Annotated in this window: 15 protein-coding genes; 5 read left to right on the forward strand and 10 right to left on the reverse strand. The window is 72.6% G+C overall.

The window, feature by feature from the left end; translation table 11 throughout:
* Positions 1-3 precede the first annotated feature (3 nt).
* Positions 4-636, forward strand: a complete 633-nt coding sequence (locus ACZ418_RS15050) for a GTP cyclohydrolase II (RefSeq protein ID WP_468362388.1) — start codon at positions 4-6, stop codon at positions 634-636.
* A 112-nt stretch (positions 637-748) separates the two neighbouring features.
* Here the strand turns inward: ACZ418_RS15050 and ACZ418_RS15055 are convergent, their stop codons facing one another.
* Positions 749-2,701: an MFS transporter gene (locus ACZ418_RS15055; RefSeq protein ID WP_468362390.1), complete on the reverse strand. Its 1,953-nt coding sequence runs from the start codon at positions 2,699-2,701 to the stop codon at positions 749-751.
* Between the two features lie 16 nt (positions 2,702-2,717).
* Positions 2,718-3,347, reverse strand: coding sequence for an NADPH-dependent FMN reductase (locus ACZ418_RS15060; RefSeq protein ID WP_468362392.1), 630 nt, complete (start codon positions 3,345-3,347; stop codon positions 2,718-2,720).
* Positions 3,348-3,495: 148 nt separating this feature from the next.
* Between ACZ418_RS15060 and ACZ418_RS15065 the strand changes: the two genes are divergently transcribed.
* Entirely contained in the window at positions 3,496-4,212 is a 717-nt protein-coding gene (locus ACZ418_RS15065) for a TetR/AcrR family transcriptional regulator (RefSeq protein WP_468362393.1), read from the forward strand.
* Between the two features lie 19 nt (positions 4,213-4,231).
* Here ACZ418_RS15065 and ACZ418_RS15070 read toward each other — a convergent pair whose 3' ends face one another.
* The 6 genes from ACZ418_RS15070 to ACZ418_RS15095 all read right to left on the reverse strand — a co-directional run bounded on the left by ACZ418_RS15070 (position 4,232) and on the right by ACZ418_RS15095 (position 8,021).
* Positions 4,232-4,678 carry a hypothetical protein gene (locus ACZ418_RS15070; protein WP_468362394.1) on the reverse strand — a complete coding sequence of 149 codons (447 nt, stop codon included), beginning with the start codon at positions 4,676-4,678 and terminating at the stop codon, positions 4,232-4,234.
* Complete coding sequence (locus ACZ418_RS15075; protein ID WP_468362395.1) at positions 4,675-5,271, reverse strand: TetR/AcrR family transcriptional regulator; 597 nt, start codon at positions 5,269-5,271, stop codon at positions 4,675-4,677. Before ACZ418_RS15075 ends, ACZ418_RS15070 begins: the two co-directional genes overlap by 4 nt.
* A gap of 225 nt (positions 5,272-5,496) precedes the next feature.
* A complete protein-coding gene (pssA, locus tag ACZ418_RS15080; protein WP_468362397.1) occupies positions 5,497-6,339 on the reverse strand; it encodes a CDP-diacylglycerol--serine O-phosphatidyltransferase in 843 nt (280 codons plus the stop codon).
* A gap of 125 nt (positions 6,340-6,464) precedes the next feature.
* Entirely contained in the window at positions 6,465-6,884 is a 420-nt protein-coding gene (locus ACZ418_RS15085) for an arsenate reductase ArsC (protein ID WP_468362399.1), read from the reverse strand.
* A gap of 28 nt (positions 6,885-6,912) precedes the next feature.
* The gene (locus tag ACZ418_RS15090) at positions 6,913-7,647 is read right to left on the reverse strand and encodes an aquaporin (protein ID WP_468362401.1); all 735 of its coding nucleotides are present in this window, start codon (positions 7,645-7,647) and stop codon (positions 6,913-6,915) included.
* Positions 7,644-8,021, reverse strand: coding sequence for an ArsR/SmtB family transcription factor (locus tag ACZ418_RS15095; protein WP_468362403.1), 378 nt, complete (start codon positions 8,019-8,021; stop codon positions 7,644-7,646). The genes ACZ418_RS15090 and ACZ418_RS15095 overlap by 4 nt, the downstream gene beginning before the upstream one ends.
* Positions 8,022-8,126: 105 nt before the next feature.
* Here ACZ418_RS15095 and arsM point away from each other — a divergent pair, with 105 nt between their 5' ends.
* Complete coding sequence (arsM, locus tag ACZ418_RS15100) at positions 8,127-8,900, forward strand: arsenite methyltransferase (protein ID WP_468362406.1); 774 nt, start codon at positions 8,127-8,129, stop codon at positions 8,898-8,900.
* On the opposite strand, the gene ACZ418_RS15105 is transcribed toward arsM, so the two are convergent.
* Together ACZ418_RS15105 and ACZ418_RS15110 are read right to left on the reverse strand one after the other, a co-directional pair.
* Entirely contained in the window at positions 8,890-9,534 is a 645-nt protein-coding gene (locus ACZ418_RS15105; RefSeq protein ID WP_468362408.1) for a response regulator transcription factor, read from the reverse strand. The two genes, arsM and ACZ418_RS15105, sit on opposite strands and share 11 nt — an antisense overlap.
* Entirely contained in the window at positions 9,498-11,138 is a 1,641-nt protein-coding gene (locus ACZ418_RS15110) for a sensor histidine kinase (protein WP_468362410.1), read from the reverse strand. Before ACZ418_RS15110 ends, ACZ418_RS15105 begins: the two co-directional genes overlap by 37 nt.
* A 220-nt stretch (positions 11,139-11,358) precedes the next feature.
* Between ACZ418_RS15110 and ACZ418_RS15115 the strand changes: the two genes are divergently transcribed.
* Positions 11,359-12,051: an ABC transporter ATP-binding protein gene (locus tag ACZ418_RS15115; protein ID WP_468362412.1), complete on the forward strand. Its 693-nt coding sequence runs from the start codon at positions 11,359-11,361 to the stop codon at positions 12,049-12,051.
* On the forward strand, positions 12,048-14,417 hold the full coding sequence (locus ACZ418_RS15120) for an ABC transporter permease (protein ID WP_468362414.1): 2,370 nt from the start codon (positions 12,048-12,050) through the stop codon (positions 14,415-14,417). Before ACZ418_RS15115 ends, ACZ418_RS15120 begins: the two co-directional genes overlap by 4 nt.
* Positions 14,418-14,419: the final 2 nt, after the last annotated feature.

Below are 14,419 nucleotides of genomic sequence, written 5' to 3' on the forward strand. Positions count from 1 at the left end.
CGCATGCCCGACACCCCCGCCGCCACGCCGCGCGCCCGCGTTCGGGTACCGCTGCGCTTCCACGACGGCTACAGCGTCGACGCCGAACTCGTCACCTTCCACGGCTTGGCGGACGGCCAGGAGCACGTCGCCGTCGTCCTCGGCGACCCCGCCCCCGGCACGGTTCCGCTGGTGCGCCTGCACTCCGAGTGCCTGACCGGCGACGTCTTCGGCTCGGCCCGCTGCGACTGCGGACCCCAGCTGCGCGAGGCGGTCGAGCGCATCGCCGACCGCGGCGGCGTCCTGCTCTACCTCCGCCAGGAGGGCCGCGGCATCGGTCTCTACAACAAGCTCGACGCGTACGCCCTCCAGGACCAGGGCCTCGACACCTACGAGGCGAACGCCGCGCTCGGCCTGCCGGAGGACGCCCGCGACTACACGGCCGCCGCACAGATGCTCGCCGCCCTCGGCATCGGGGAGCTGGACCTGCTGTCCAACAACCCCGACAAGGCCGAGCAGTTGCGCGCGCTGGGCGTCGTGGTCCGGGACCGGGTGCCGACCGGCGTCTTCACCACGGCCCACAACGTCCGCTACCTGCGCGCGAAGGTGGTCCACACCAGCCACACCCTCCCCCTGGCGGACCTGAACGTGGGCTGAACTCGGCGGTGGTGGGGATTGGCAGATTCATTCCACCCTCCGGGCTCCCCTCCATCACCTGACCTGCGGGTTCCGTTCTGACGCATGACGACGCCCGGAACAGATCTGCCCATCACCGCCCTCGCCGACCGCCCGGGAGGGCCAGCGCCGGCAGGGCCGCCAGGCACAGGAGGGTCGCCGCGACGGCGTACGCGGTGCGGAAGCCGGCCGGGTGCATGCCCGCCGTGCCCAGCACCACCGACAGCACGGCCGTGCCGATGGACGCGCCGAGCTGGGAGTTGATGCTCAGCGCGGTGCTCGCCGCGGCGAGCCGCTCTGCGGGCAGGTCCCGGCTCGCGGTGGTCATCGTCGGCATCAGGACCACGCCGGTGCCGACGCCCATCACCATGGCCGGCGCGACTATCCGCCAGGGCGCGACCCCGGGCACCCCCACCTGCCAGGCCGTCAGCGCCATCCCGAGGGCGGCCACCGCGATACCGGCCGGGATCAACCGGCGTGGTGACGCCCGGTCGATCCGTCGCGCCGCGATCTGCATCGTCGTACCGACGGCCAGACCGACCGGCGCGCCCAGCAGTCCGGCCGCCGTGGCGCTCAGGCCCCGCTCCTGCTGCCAGTACAGCGGGCCGAGCAGCATCGAGCCGAAGTAGCCGCAGGTGAACAGGGCGAGCGTGCCGGCACCGGCGGCGAAGGTGCGCTCGCGCAGCAGCCGCAGGTCCAGCAGCGGAGCGGACGTGGTGAGCGCCCGGCGTACGAAGGCCGCCGCGAGGGCCGCACCGGCCAGCATCAGCACGAGCGCGCCGGACGCGGTGAAGTCGCCGCGCTCGCCGCCCCTGGCGAGGCCGTACAGCAGGAGGGCGAGGCCGGGAGAGAGCATGAGCAGGCCGGGGAGGTCCAGCCGGACGGCGGGCCTTTGGGTGCCGGTGGGCCTTCGGGTGCCGGTGGACCCTCGGGTGTCGACGGGCCTTTCGGTGTCGTCGGACCTTTCGGCGTCGGCGAGCCTGCCGGTCTCGGCGGGCCTTTCCGTGCCGGGCGTCGGCGTTCCGGTCCCGGCAGTCCTCCCGGTCCCGGCCGGCCTTTCCGTGCCGGGCATCGGCGTCCCGATCCCGGCAGTCCTCCCGGTCCCGGCCGGCCTTTCCGTGCCCGGCGTCGGCGTTCTGGTCCCGGCGGTCCTCCCGGTCCCGGCGGGCCTTTCCGTGCCGAGCGTCGGCGTCCCGATCCCGGCGGTCCCTCCGGTCCCGGCGGGCCTACCGATCCGGGCAGTCCCTCTGGTCCAGGCAGTCCTACTGCTCCCGGCGATCCTCCCGATCCCGGCGACCCTTCCGATCCCGGACGTCGGCGTTCCGGTCCCGCTCGTCGGCATCCCGGTCCCAGCCGTCGGCATCCCGGTCCCGCTCGGCGGCATCCCGGTCCCAGCCGTCGGCATCCCGGTCCCAGCCGTCGGGGTTCCAGGCGTTGGTGCGTCCCGCGGCAGCAGGCGTAGGGCGAGGGCCAGGGCCAGGGTGCCTGCCGGCAGGTTGACCAGGAAGATCCAGTGCCAGGAGGCGGCGTCGACGAGCCAGCCACCGAGTACCGGCCCGGCGACCGGCCCGATCAGGATGGGCAGCCCCGCCACGGCCATCGCGCGGCCGAGCCGGGACCGGTCGGCTGCGCCCATCACCATGGCCATGCCGACCGGCTGCAACAGCCCGCCGCCGAGCCCCTGCACCGCGCGGAAGGCTATGAGGCTGCCCGCGTCCCAGGCGCAGGCGGCGAGCAGCGAGCCGAGGGTGAAGAGGGCGAGCGCGGTCAGATAGGTGCGCTTGGCGCCGAACCGGGCCATGGCCCAGGCAGCGGTCGGGACGACGGCGGCCAGCGCGAGCGTGTACGCCGTGGTCGTCCACTGGATGGTCTCCAGGGAGGCGCCGAAGGACTGCGCGAGCCGGCGCAGCGCGACGTTGACGATCGTCATGTCGAGCACCGCCATCACCATGCCCACGACGGTGACGGCCAGGGTGCGGTTCAAGGCGGTGGCCCGGTCCGGTACCGGGCGGGCCGGGGCCGCCGCGGCGGGTGCGGTCGTACGCATCTCCCCCACCCCGCCGTCAGCCGGCGTACGGGCGCTCGGCCCGCGCGGTCCGCAAGGCCCGGCCCCACCAGACGAGTTGACCGAGCATGCCCTTGGCGGCGCCGGCGCACACGGCGGCATCCCGCGGTGTGCCGTCCTCGCCGAGGCCGGACCAGGGGCCGTGCAGGCTGACCGAGTCGCGCACCGTCGTCGCGTGCAACTCGGCGAAGACCAGCCGGAGCTGCTCGACCGCGCGCAGGCCGCCGCCGAGGCCGCCGTACGACACGAAGCCGACCGGCTTGGCCTGCCACTGCCGGTGGTGCCAGTCGATGAAGTTCTTCAGGGACGCCGGGAAGCTGTGGTTGTACTCGGGTGTGACCACGACGAAGGCGTCGGCGGCGGCGAGCCGCGGTGAGACGCCCCGCAGCGCGGCGACGGCCTCGGGGCTCGGGGTGCCGCCCCAGTCGGGCAGCACCAGCGGGAGGTCGATCTCGCCGAGGTCGATGACGTCGAAGTCGAGGCCCGTGTCGTCGCCGGCGACGCTGAGGAACCAGTCGGCGACCGCCCGGCCCTGCCGGCCCTCCCGGACACTGCCGACGACTACGGCGACGCGCAGCGGCGCCTCGTCCGTGGTGACGGGTACGGCTTCCTTGCTGGTGACAGACACGGGTGTCCCCCTTCGGTCCTGCTTCCGGCTTGGGCTGCTCAGCAAAAGTACAACGCTCGTTGTAAAAGTACAACGCTCGTTGTAAAAGTACAACGGGCGTTGTAAGTCGGCTAGAGTGGCCGGTCGGAGGAGGACAGAGGAGGCAGGTGTGGGCGAAACGAACGAGGCCCGGGTGGCGCGGGCGCGACGCGAGGTCTCACCGCGCAAGCTGGAGAAGCAGATGGCGATCGCGAGCGCGTCCTGCACGGTCTTCGGCCGCGAGGGATATGCGCGCGCCTCGGTCGACGCACTGGCCGCCGAGGCCGGCGTCTCCACGCGCACGCTCTACAACCACTTCCCCGGCGGCAAGGCACAGCTCTTCCAGACCGTGGTGACCTGGACGTCCAACGAGGTCCGTGACGCCCAACTCGCCCGCCTGCGCGCGGTGCTGGACCCCGAGCGGCCGCCGCGCGCCGAGGATCTGGAGCGGGATCTGGTCGCCCTGGCCCGTGGGTTCGCCGGTCTCATGACCGACTACCCGAACCACTTCGCTCTCGTCCGCCACATCCACGCCGAGGCCGACCATGTGCCGCCGGAGGTCCTGCAGGCCTGGCACGAGGCGGGCCCGGAGCCGGTCGGCCGGGCGGTCGCCGAGGCGATGTCCCACCTCGCGGACGCCGGCCTGCTCGACCCGCACGGCGACGCGGCCATGACCGCCGCCCACTTCATGGCCCTGACGACACACACCCTCGTCCAGTCCACCCACTACGGCGTCCTCCCCCTCCCGCCGGCGGAGACGGACCGCCTGATCAAGGGCGGGGTGGCGGCGTTCCTGCGGGCCTATGGGGCCGGGGGCACGGGGACGGATGGTGGGGTGAGGCGGTGAGCCGCGGGCGTCGTAGGCCTCAGTCCCACCAGTTGAACATCAGCTCGCCCAGCGTCTGCGGGCGCCGGTGGCGAACCGCCTTCAACTCGGCCTCCGGCAGCGCGCTCAGATCGACCCGCTCGATGGGCGCGTCCGGCTCCGCGGGCTCCAGCAGCCGGCACCCGGCGTCGGCGAGGGGCCCCGCCCAGGGTGGGGGAGGGATGAACTCCCGTACTGGAGAGCCGTGTTCGAGTGCGGCACCGCTGAAGGCGACGACGGGCAGATGAAGGTGGACCAGCACGACCGTGCCCGCGATGTCCACCGCGTCGAAGGAGGCGCAGAGCCCGACATCCAGCCCTCGAACCGCCGTCCCGGCCAGCCGCGCCGCCGCGTGACAGGCACGGCGGAAGGACCTGAGGTCGGTGTCCTGCAGCGGCACCTCGTCGGCTCGGCGGAAGCCGGTGGCTCCGCGTTCGGCGTGGGTCATCGGGCTCCGCGGAGGAAGCCCTCCACCACCCGGCGTACCTTGTCGGCTGCGCTGTCGTCGCCGAGGCGCATGGCGATGTTGGCCGCGCTGCACACGGCGTCGATCTGGAACGCGGCCAGTTCCGCGTCCGGCCAGGGGACGGCACCGGCGCCGGCGGCCCGCCGGAGCTGGTCGGCGAGCAGTTTCAGCCATGCCTCGTGATGGGCGAGCAGGGCGTCGCGCACCAGGCCGGGGCGGCTGTCGTAGGCGGGAAGGTTGGCGGACCAGAAGCAGCCGCCGGCGAACAGGGGCGTCTGCGCATAGGCGATCCAGTGCTCGGTCAGCTCCCGCAGCCGGGCGGAGCCCGCCGGGAGTGATTGCGCGGGCCGCACGACCGTCCGCTCGAACTCCCGGCGCGCGCACTCGGCGGCGGCCAGCTGCAGGTTCTCCTTGGTCCGGAACAGCGTCTGCACACCGCTCTTGCTCAGCCCCAGGTCAGCGGCCAGGCGGCCGATGCTGAGTCCGTCGAGCCCGTCCAGCGAGGCGATGTCGACCGCGTGCCGGGCGACCCGCTGCCGGGCACGCGCACCACGCACCAGCCGCAGATCAGTCACCGCCGGCCCCTCCGCGCTAAGGACTCCCCGGCCCCCGCCGGGCTCCGCACCCTGTCGTTCGCTTTCCATCCCGGCCATCGTGTCACATGCCGTACATACGACCGGTCGTACGCATTGCCGCCCCGACCAGGACGCCGCCATGTACGGGCCGCCGGATGCCGGACCTGAGCCGGCCGAAGCCGGCACGGGCGCCGAACAGCACACGACGCCCGAGCGAGGCGCCGGTCAGGCTGCCCCGGCGCCGGCCGATCGAGCGTTCCGCGCGGTGTTGATGCGGCGCGCTGCGGCGAACAGGGGGAGCACTGCCGCAAGGGTGAGCTGGAGCGCGCAGCCGGTCACCAGGAGGACCTCGGCCCCAGGAGCGCCAGCGGCCCAGGCGACCATGCAGCCGATGTTGACCGCCGCCCATCCCATGGTGGTGACCGCCATCTTGCCCGTGGGCTTGGGGTATTGAACCCGGCTCACCATGAGCCAGGCGACGCCGAGCACCGCGATCAGAGTGACCGCGAAAGGCAGTTCGAGCAGGACGACCGAAACGACGGTGAGCGCCGCGAACGGAATGGGCATGCCCTGGAACATGCCGTCCTGCATGGTGGTGACGGAGAAGCGCGCGAGACGCAGCACGCCGCCCAGTAGTACGGCGATGGCGGCCGCGACAACGAGCGTCAGGTTCGACCTCTCGTTGACAAGACCCCACACCACCACGAAGTAGGCAGGTGAGAGGCCGAAGCTGACGAGGTCCGAGAGATTGTCGAGCTCCGCCCCCATCCCGGAACTCCGGAACCGCCGCGCGACCAGTCCGTCGCACAGATCGAAGAGCGAGGCCAGCAGGATGAGCATGACCGCCGCAGCCGCGCCCTGCCGTACCGAACCCTGACCGCGGCCCTGTGTGAGGTACGGGACCAGGACGGTCGTCGTGATGAAGTAGATGGAGGAGAATCCGCAAACCGCGTTGCCCAGCGTCAGCAGATCGGCGATCGAAAGCTTCGAGGGAGACGGCTGGCGAACCGACACCTCGGGCCTTCCCTCAGCCGACAACGTTGACGTCTCAGGGTCAGTGAGGGACAAATCTCTCTCCTACGCGTGTGTCTCGCCGGCCGTCGCCGGAGCATCATTCCAGCAGCGCGACGTGGCTGACGGCCGGGGTCAGCACGGGCTCACCCCCACCACGGAGATCGTGGTGGACGGCCCGCTCATGCCGCCGGAACACCCAGCTCGGCCAGCAGGCCGCGTACCCGCTGCTCGATCTCGTCCCGGATCGGCCGCACGCCGTCCACACCCTGGCCTGCCGGGTCTTCGAGCTGCCAGTCCAGGTACCGCTTGCCCGGGAAGACGGGGCAGGCGTCCCCGCAACCCATCGTGATCACCACGTCGCAGGACCGTACGGCCTCGACGGTGAGGATCTTCGGCGTCTCCGCGGAGATGTCGATGCCGACCTCTTTCATGGCCTCCACCACCGCCGGATTGACCGCGTCGGCAGGTGCGGAACCTGCCGAGCGGACCTCGACGGCAGCACCGGCGAGATGGGTGAGGAAGGCGGCGCCCATCTGGGAACGGCCGGCGTTGTGGACGCACACGAACAGCACGGAGGGACGTGGGGTGGCAGTGGTCATCGCGGATGTCCTTGCGAGCGGAGGGCGGTCAGGAGGAGGCGAGTTCGGGCTCGCCGTGCGGGACGGCGACGTCGTCCGCCACGCGGGCGGGACGTCCGTGCACGACCGCCACGGCGGCCAGTCCGAGTACGGCACCGAGCAGTTGCGCCGCGATGAACGGAGCGACGGAGGCGGGGGCGACCCCGGCGAAGGTGTCGGTGAAGGCGCGGCCGACGGTGACGGCGGGATTCGCGAAGGAGGTGGAGGAGGTGAACCAGTAGGCGGCACCGATGTAGCAGGCCACGGCCGGCGGGGCCAGGGAGGCGCGGCCGACGCGCTCCAGGCCGAGGACGAGCAGGATCAGCCCGCCCGTGGCGACGACCTCCCCCAGCCACAGATGGCCGGCGGACCGGTCGTGGGTGGAGAACTTCACCAGCGGCTCGCCGAACATGGCGTCGGCCAGCACGGCACCGCCGATCGCCCCGGCACCCTGCGCGGAAACGTACGCGGCGACCTCCCGCAGGCTCGGCCCGGCGCCGGTGCGGCGGCCGGTGAACCAGGCGGCCAGGGTGACGGCGGGGTTGAAGTGCGCGCCGGAGACGGGTCCGAACAGCGTGATCAGCACGCCCAGGCCGAAGACGGTGGCCAGCGAGTTGGCCAGCAACTGCACGCCGACGTCGTGGGAGAGCTCGGTCGCCTGGATACCGGAGCCCACGACCACGGCCACCAGCAACCCGGTCCCCACCGCCTCGGCCGCGACACGACGACCGAGGGACGCGGTCACGCCGTCACCCCGGAGGTCCGCGGCGCCGTCAGGAATCCGGCGAGCTCGTCCAGGACGCCGGGCAGCACCCGGTAGTACACCCACGTCCCCCTGCGCTCGCAGTCGACCAGACCGGCCTGGCGGAGCAGCTTGAGGTGATGGGAGATCGTCGGCTGGGACAGGTCGAAGGCCGGTGTCATCTCGCACACGCAGACCTCGCCGCCCTCCCGTGAGGCGATCAAGGACAGCAGGCGCAGGCGCACCGGGTCGCCGAGCGCCTTGAAGACCTTCGCCAGCTCGGCGGCGCGTTCGTCGTCCAGCGGCGCGGCGGCGAGGTCCGGGCAGCAGGCGGCGGCGCTCTCCTGGCCGATCACCTCAAGCTCTTGTTTCGACATGCCTCTATGTTGACGTTTCTCGATCCAAGGCGCAAGGTTGCATCAACAAACGTCAATACAGGCAGTCCAGGGCATCGCCATGCCCCGTCACCCGGGAGTGAAGTGATGAGCGAGCAGTCCACCGACCTGCGCGAAACCGTCCGCCGACGGTACGCCGCAGCAGCCATGAACGTCACCGAGGCCGGCACCACCTGCTGCGGGCCCGAGCCGGTCGAGGCCGACGAGAGCTTCGGCTCCGCCCGCTACACCACCGACGAGCGCGACGCCCTGCCCGCCGAAGCGGTCGCCGCCTCCCTCGGCTGCGGCAACCCCACTGCCGTCGCCGAACTCCGCGAGGGGGAACGGGTCCTGGACCTCGGCTGCGGAGGCGGCATCGACGTCCTGCTCTCCGCCCGCCGGGTGGGGCCGACGGGGAAGGCGTACGGCCTGGACATGACCGAGGAGATGCTCGCCCTGGCCCTCGCCAACGCGGCGAAGGCGGGCGCGACCGGCGTGGAGTTCCTCAAGGGCACCATCGAGGCGATCCCGCTGCCCGCGAACACCATCGACGTGGTCATCTCCAACTGCGTGATCAACCTGTCCGTCGACAAGGCCGCCGTCTTCGCCGAGACCTTCCGTGTGCTCAGGCCCGGCGGCCGGATCGGAGTCTCCGACGTCGTCGCCGACGACGCGCTCACGCACGAGCAGCGCGCGGAACGCGGCGACTACGTCGGCTGCATCGCCGGCGCACTGTCCTTCGCCGAGTACCGCGCAGGCCTGGAAGCCGCCGGGTTCACGGACGTCGAGATCACCCCGACGCACTCCGTCGCGGACGGCATGCACTTCGCCATCGTCCGCGCGGCCAAGCCCACCACCTCCGGGGGTGCCCTCAGCGGTTGAGGTACGCCAGCACTGCGAGGACGCGCCGGTTGTCGTCGTCGGAGGGCTGCAGGCCGAGCCGCGTGAAGATCGAGGCCGTGTGCTTGGACACCGACCGCTCGGTGATCACCAGGTGCTGGGCGATGGCGGCGTTGGAGCGCCCCTCCGCCATCAGGGCGAGCACCTCCCGCTCGCGCGGGCTCAGCGCGGCCACGGCGCCGTCGGCGGAGTTGTGGGCCAGCAGACGGGCGATCACCTCGGGGTCCATCGCGGTACCGCCTGCCGTCACCCGTCGCACCGCGTCGATGAACTGGGCGCCGTCCATCACCCGGTCCTTGAGGAGGTACCCCGTGCCGCCCTGCCCGGCAGCCAGCAACTCACGGGCGTAGAGCTGCTCGACGTACTGGGAGAGGACCAGGACCGGAAGCCCGGGGGTGAGCCGGCGGGCCTCCAGTGCGGCGCGCAGGCCCTCGTCGGTGAAGGTCGGTGGCAGTCGTACGTCCACGATCGCCGCGTGGGGTTCCTCCGCCGCCACCGCGGCCAGCAGGTCGGGGCCGTTGTCCACGGCGGCCGCCACCTCGAATCCGTGTGCCTCCAGCAGGCGCGTCAGGCCGTCCCTCAGGAGGAAGAGGTCTTCGGCGATGACAACGCGCACGGGATCTCCATGTTCACGATGGTCGGACCGCCGGGCGGGCTGCTGACGGCGAGTACTCCGTCGAAGGCGGCGAGGCGACGCTCGACACCGCGCAGGCCGGTGCCGGCCGCGGGATCGGCCCCACCCCGGCCGTCGTCGGTGACGGTGATCCGCAGCGTACCCGTGGCCGCACCGCCGTCATGGCCGATCTCGATCCATATCTGCCGGGCCTCCGCGTGCTTGGTCACATTGGCCAGCAACTCGCTCACCGCGAAGTAGGCCGCCGACTCCACCGGAGCGGGCGCCCGGCCCGGCAGGTCGCAGCTGAAGTGCACCCGGTACGGCAGGTCAAGGGCGAGTGCGTGCACCGCATCGGCCACGCCCCGGTCGGCCAGGACCGGCGGATGGATTCCGCGGATCAGGTCACGCAGTTCCGCCAGCGCCCGCGCCGAGGACGCCTTGACCTCGGCCAGCATGCTCCGCGCCGCCTCGGGGTCGGTGGCCAGCAGGTGCTGCGCCGTGTCCAGGGCCATGCCCATGGCCACCAGCCGGGCCTGCGCACCGTCGTGCAGATCGCGCTCGATCCGGCGCATCTCGGCCGCCCCGGCGTCGAGGGTGTCGGACCGGGTCTGCGCCAGATGGTCGACGCGTTGCGCCAGTTCCTCCTGGCGGCTCGGGCCCAGCAGATGGCGGGCCGAGCGGCCGTACGCGAGCATCAGCCGGGGCGCCGCCCACAGGACGGCCGGCAGCACCACCAGGAACGCCGTCGCCGCCGTCAACCCCGCCAGGAACACGTGCACGTTGCCGGGATTCACCGTGGCGGAACCGAGGAACGTGCCGAGAATCTGCACCGCGACGTAGACGGGAGCGGCGACCAGCGCGGCGAGGACACCGCCCACGGCTCCGGTGAAGGAGGTCCACAGCAGGTCCCGCCAGGTCGCCGGGTCGGTCAGCACCCAGCGCGTCCACAGCCCGGCTCGCACCCACAGCGGTCGCCCGCCGGTGGGGGGCGCGGCACGGTACGGCACCGGGACGGGCACCCCGCTCCACGCGCCCGCCATCCTCCGGTGCAGCCCGGCCACCCACCGCATGCCCAGCAGGCCGCAGGCGAGCAGCGGCAGACTGAGCACGCCGAGCCAGAAGACCCCGTGATCACCGGCGGCCAGCGGCCCGCGATGGTCCACCAGGCCGGCCAGCGTCAGCACCGGGGGCACCAGGAGCGCCGCCCCGGCCTTCCCGGAGAGGGCCCCTCCGGCCCGGGCGGCCTTGCCACCGCGCAGCAGCCGACGCACCGCCAGCACCGCGCAGGGCACCAGCAGGAGAACGACCAGCAGCCAGAACCCGGACCTGTCCTGGGCGGACGTGCTCGGCATCGCCGCCGGCGGCGGTTGCCACGGCTGCTGCGCCCGGACCAGGTTGACCAGGAGCAGCCAGGGGACGGCCGGTAGAGCCGCGGCCCCGACCAAGCTGACGGCCCAGACCGCGGTCAGCCGGACCGCCGCCAGCAAGCCCTGGCCGACCCGGGACGGCTCAGGTTCCGCTTCCCCCGCAGCCTGCCGTAGGCCCTGCCGGGTCCCGGCCCGCCCAGGGGACCCGCTGCCTGGTGTGATCGCACCACCGCTCACGTCCGCTCTCCTCCGCTGTCGGTCCGGACCAGTGTGCGAGCCGGCCGTACCGCCCGGCATCCGTCCTGGGCCCCGAAACCGGGATGTAGCCAGCTACACCTCCAAGACCCCGCTCAGCCCCGTGTCGGCGAACTCCCGTCTCTCCCTAGCTTCTTCGGCGGCTACGAGGGACACCGCAGGAGCGGCGCCCCGGTCGTCGCCCCGACACGTGGGAGGACCCGTGACCGCGCCGATCATCCAGATCCGCGACGCGAGCAAGAAGTACGACGAAGCACGCCCGGCGCTGGCCGGCGTGGACCTGGAGGTGAACGCCGGCGAGGCACTGGCGGTGCTCGGACCGTCCGGCAGCGGCAAGTCCACCCTGCTCAACCTGATCGCCGGGCTGGACCGGCCCTCCGAGGGCACCGTCACCGTGGACGGACTCCGTCTGGACGGGCTGGGCGAGACCGAGCTGGCGAAGTACCGCAGGGAACGGATCGGGATGGTCTTCCAGTTCTTCAACCTGCTGGACGACCTGACCGTGGCGGACAACGTGCTGCTGCCCGCGCAGTTGGCGGGCCGACCGCGCGCCCTGGCCCGCCACCGGGCGGCCGACCTGCTGGAGCGCCTGGGTATCGCTCGGCACGCGCACGCCTTTCCCGGCCGTCTCTCCGGCGGTGAGCGGCAACGGGTCGCGGTGGCAAGGGCGCTGATGAACAGTCCGCGACTACTGCTGGCCGACGAGCCCACCGGTGCGCTGGACAGCGCCTCCGCGGGCGAGGTCAGGGACCTGCTGGCCGAGCTGAACCGCGAGGGGCAGACGATCGTGCTGGTCACTCACGACACCGCGCTGGCGGCCTGCTGCGCGACCCGCACCGTCGAACTCGTCGACGGCCGGATCGCGCGCGATGTGGTGCGGGCGGTGGCCGGATGAGCGCGCTGGGCAAGGTGGTCCGCGCCGGCGTCGGCCGACGCCGGATGCAGACCCTGGTGATGGTGCTGACCACGACGATGGCGGTGGCCGCGGCGGTGCTGGCGACCGGGTTGCTGGTGGCCTCGCGGGCGCCGTTCGAGCATGCCTTCGCCAAGCAGCGCGGGGCGCAGCTGACCGCCTGGTTCGACCCGGCCGGGGCCCCTGCCGCGCAGGTGGCGGCGACCGCACACATCTCGGGCGTGACCGCCGCGGCCGGTCCCTACCCGGTGCTGTCGCTGTCCCCGCGGGTCGGGGCCAACAGGTCGCGGTTGCCGGTGGGCGGTGTCATGCCCGAGATGAGCGTGGTCGGCCGGGCGGACACCGAAGGAGCGGTCGACGACCTGGTGCTCACCGCGGGCCGCTGGGCCACGGGCAGCGGACAGATCGTGCTCAGCGACCGGAACCCGCCGCTGGGCGTGGGCGACCGGCTGTCCCTCCCGGACCTGCCGGGCAGGCCGGTGCTGACCGTCGTAGGACTGGCCCGGTCGGTGACCGCGACCGCGGACGCCTGGGTCTTGCCGGCGCAGGTCAGGTCCCTGACCGCCCGGGGCAGCAGGCCCGGCCTGCAGATGCTCTACCGCTTCCACAGCGCCGCCACCGATGCCGACGTCACCGCCGACCGCAAGGCCGTCGAGACCGCCGTACCACCGGGATCGCTGACCGGAGCCTCCTCCTACCTCCAGACCGAACGGTCCGCGAGCCGCACCGAAGCGACCTTCGTCCCCTTCGTGGTCGCCTTCGGGGTGCTCAGCCTGGCCATGTCGGTGCTGGTCATCGGCACTGTCGTCAGCGGCGCGGTCGGCTCGGCGACCAGGCGCATCGGCATCCTCAAATCCCTGGGCTTCGCCCCGGCGCACGTGGTCCGCGCCTACGTCGCCCAAGCGCTGATCCCCGCCTCGGTCGGCGGCGTTCTCGGCGTCGTGCTCGGCAACCTGATGGCGATCCCGGCCCTGCACGAGGCCCAACGCGCCTACAGCACGGGTTCCCTGGCCGTCGCACCGTGGATCGACCTGGCCGTACCCGCCGTCGCGCTGGCCGTGGTGGTGGCGACGGCGCTGGTCCCCGCGTTGCGCGCGGGGAGACTGCGTACGGTCGAGGCACTCGCCGTGGGCCGGACCCCGCGGGCGGCCCGTGGCCGGGCCGTCCAGCGGCGGATTGCCGGGCTGCCGCTGCCGCGCGCCCTGAGCCTGGGTCTTGCGGGTCCCTTCGCCCGGCCCGCCCGTTCGGCGACGGTGGCGGCGGCCGTCGTCTTCGGCACGGTCGGGGTGACCTTCGGGACCGGCCTGGCGATCTCGGTGAACGGAGTCCAGAACGGACTCGACCGCAGGGACGCGGGCGCGGTCACGGTCCAGGACATCGCACCCGTGGCCGGCAAGGGGGCTGCGGACACCGTCGACCCGGCGCTGATCGCCGCCAAGATCGCGCGGCAGCCGAGCACCCGGCGATACTTCAGCACGGAACAGACCCAGGTCCGCGTGGCCGGTCTGACCGGTTCCGTCGACGTGACCGCTTATCGGGGCTACGGGGGCGACTCCTCCTGGGGCGCCTACCAGTTGGTGTCCGGAACCTGGTTCCACGGTCCCGGCCAGGCGGTCGTCCCCCACGGCTTCCTGCGGGCCACCGGGACGCACGTCGGCGACACCGTCACCCTCACCGCGAACGGCCGCCGCGCGGCGGTGCGGATCGTCGGCGAGGACATGGACGTCCGCGAGGGCGGCATGGTCATGCTGACCGACAGCTCCTCCCTGGCCGGCCTCCGCCTCAGGATCCCTTCCGAGTCGGTGCAGTTCGACATCGACCTGAAGCCCGGCACCGACGCCACGGCCTACGCGGCCGCGCTCGGGAGAGCCCTGCAACCGCCGGGCATCCTGGTGCTCCCGTCCGGTGACAGGGTCAGCCCGACGATCATCGCCATGGACGGACTGGTGGCGATGTTCACCCTGATGCTGGTCGCGGTGGCCGGGCTCGGTGTCCTCAACACGGTGCTGCTGGACACCCGCGAACGCGTTCATGACCTCGGGGTGTTCAAAGCACTCGGCATGTCGCCGAGGCAGACCGTCGCCATGGTGCTCACCTCGGTGGCCGGGATCGGGCTGGCGGCCGGGGCGGTCGGAGTGCCGGTCGGCGTGGCCCTGCACCAGTGGGTACTGCCGGTGATGGGCCGCGCAGCAGGCACGGCCCTCCCGAAGGCGGACATGGCGGTGTACTCACCGCCTGTGCTGGTCGCGCTGGTACTGGGCGGCCTGGTGATCGCCACGGCGGGAGCGCTGTTGCCCGCGGGGTGGGCGGCGAGGGCGAGGACGGCGCAGGCCCTGAGGAGCGAATAGGC

The sequence above is a fragment of the Streptomyces sp. NPDC030820 genome (assembly GCF_055572075.1).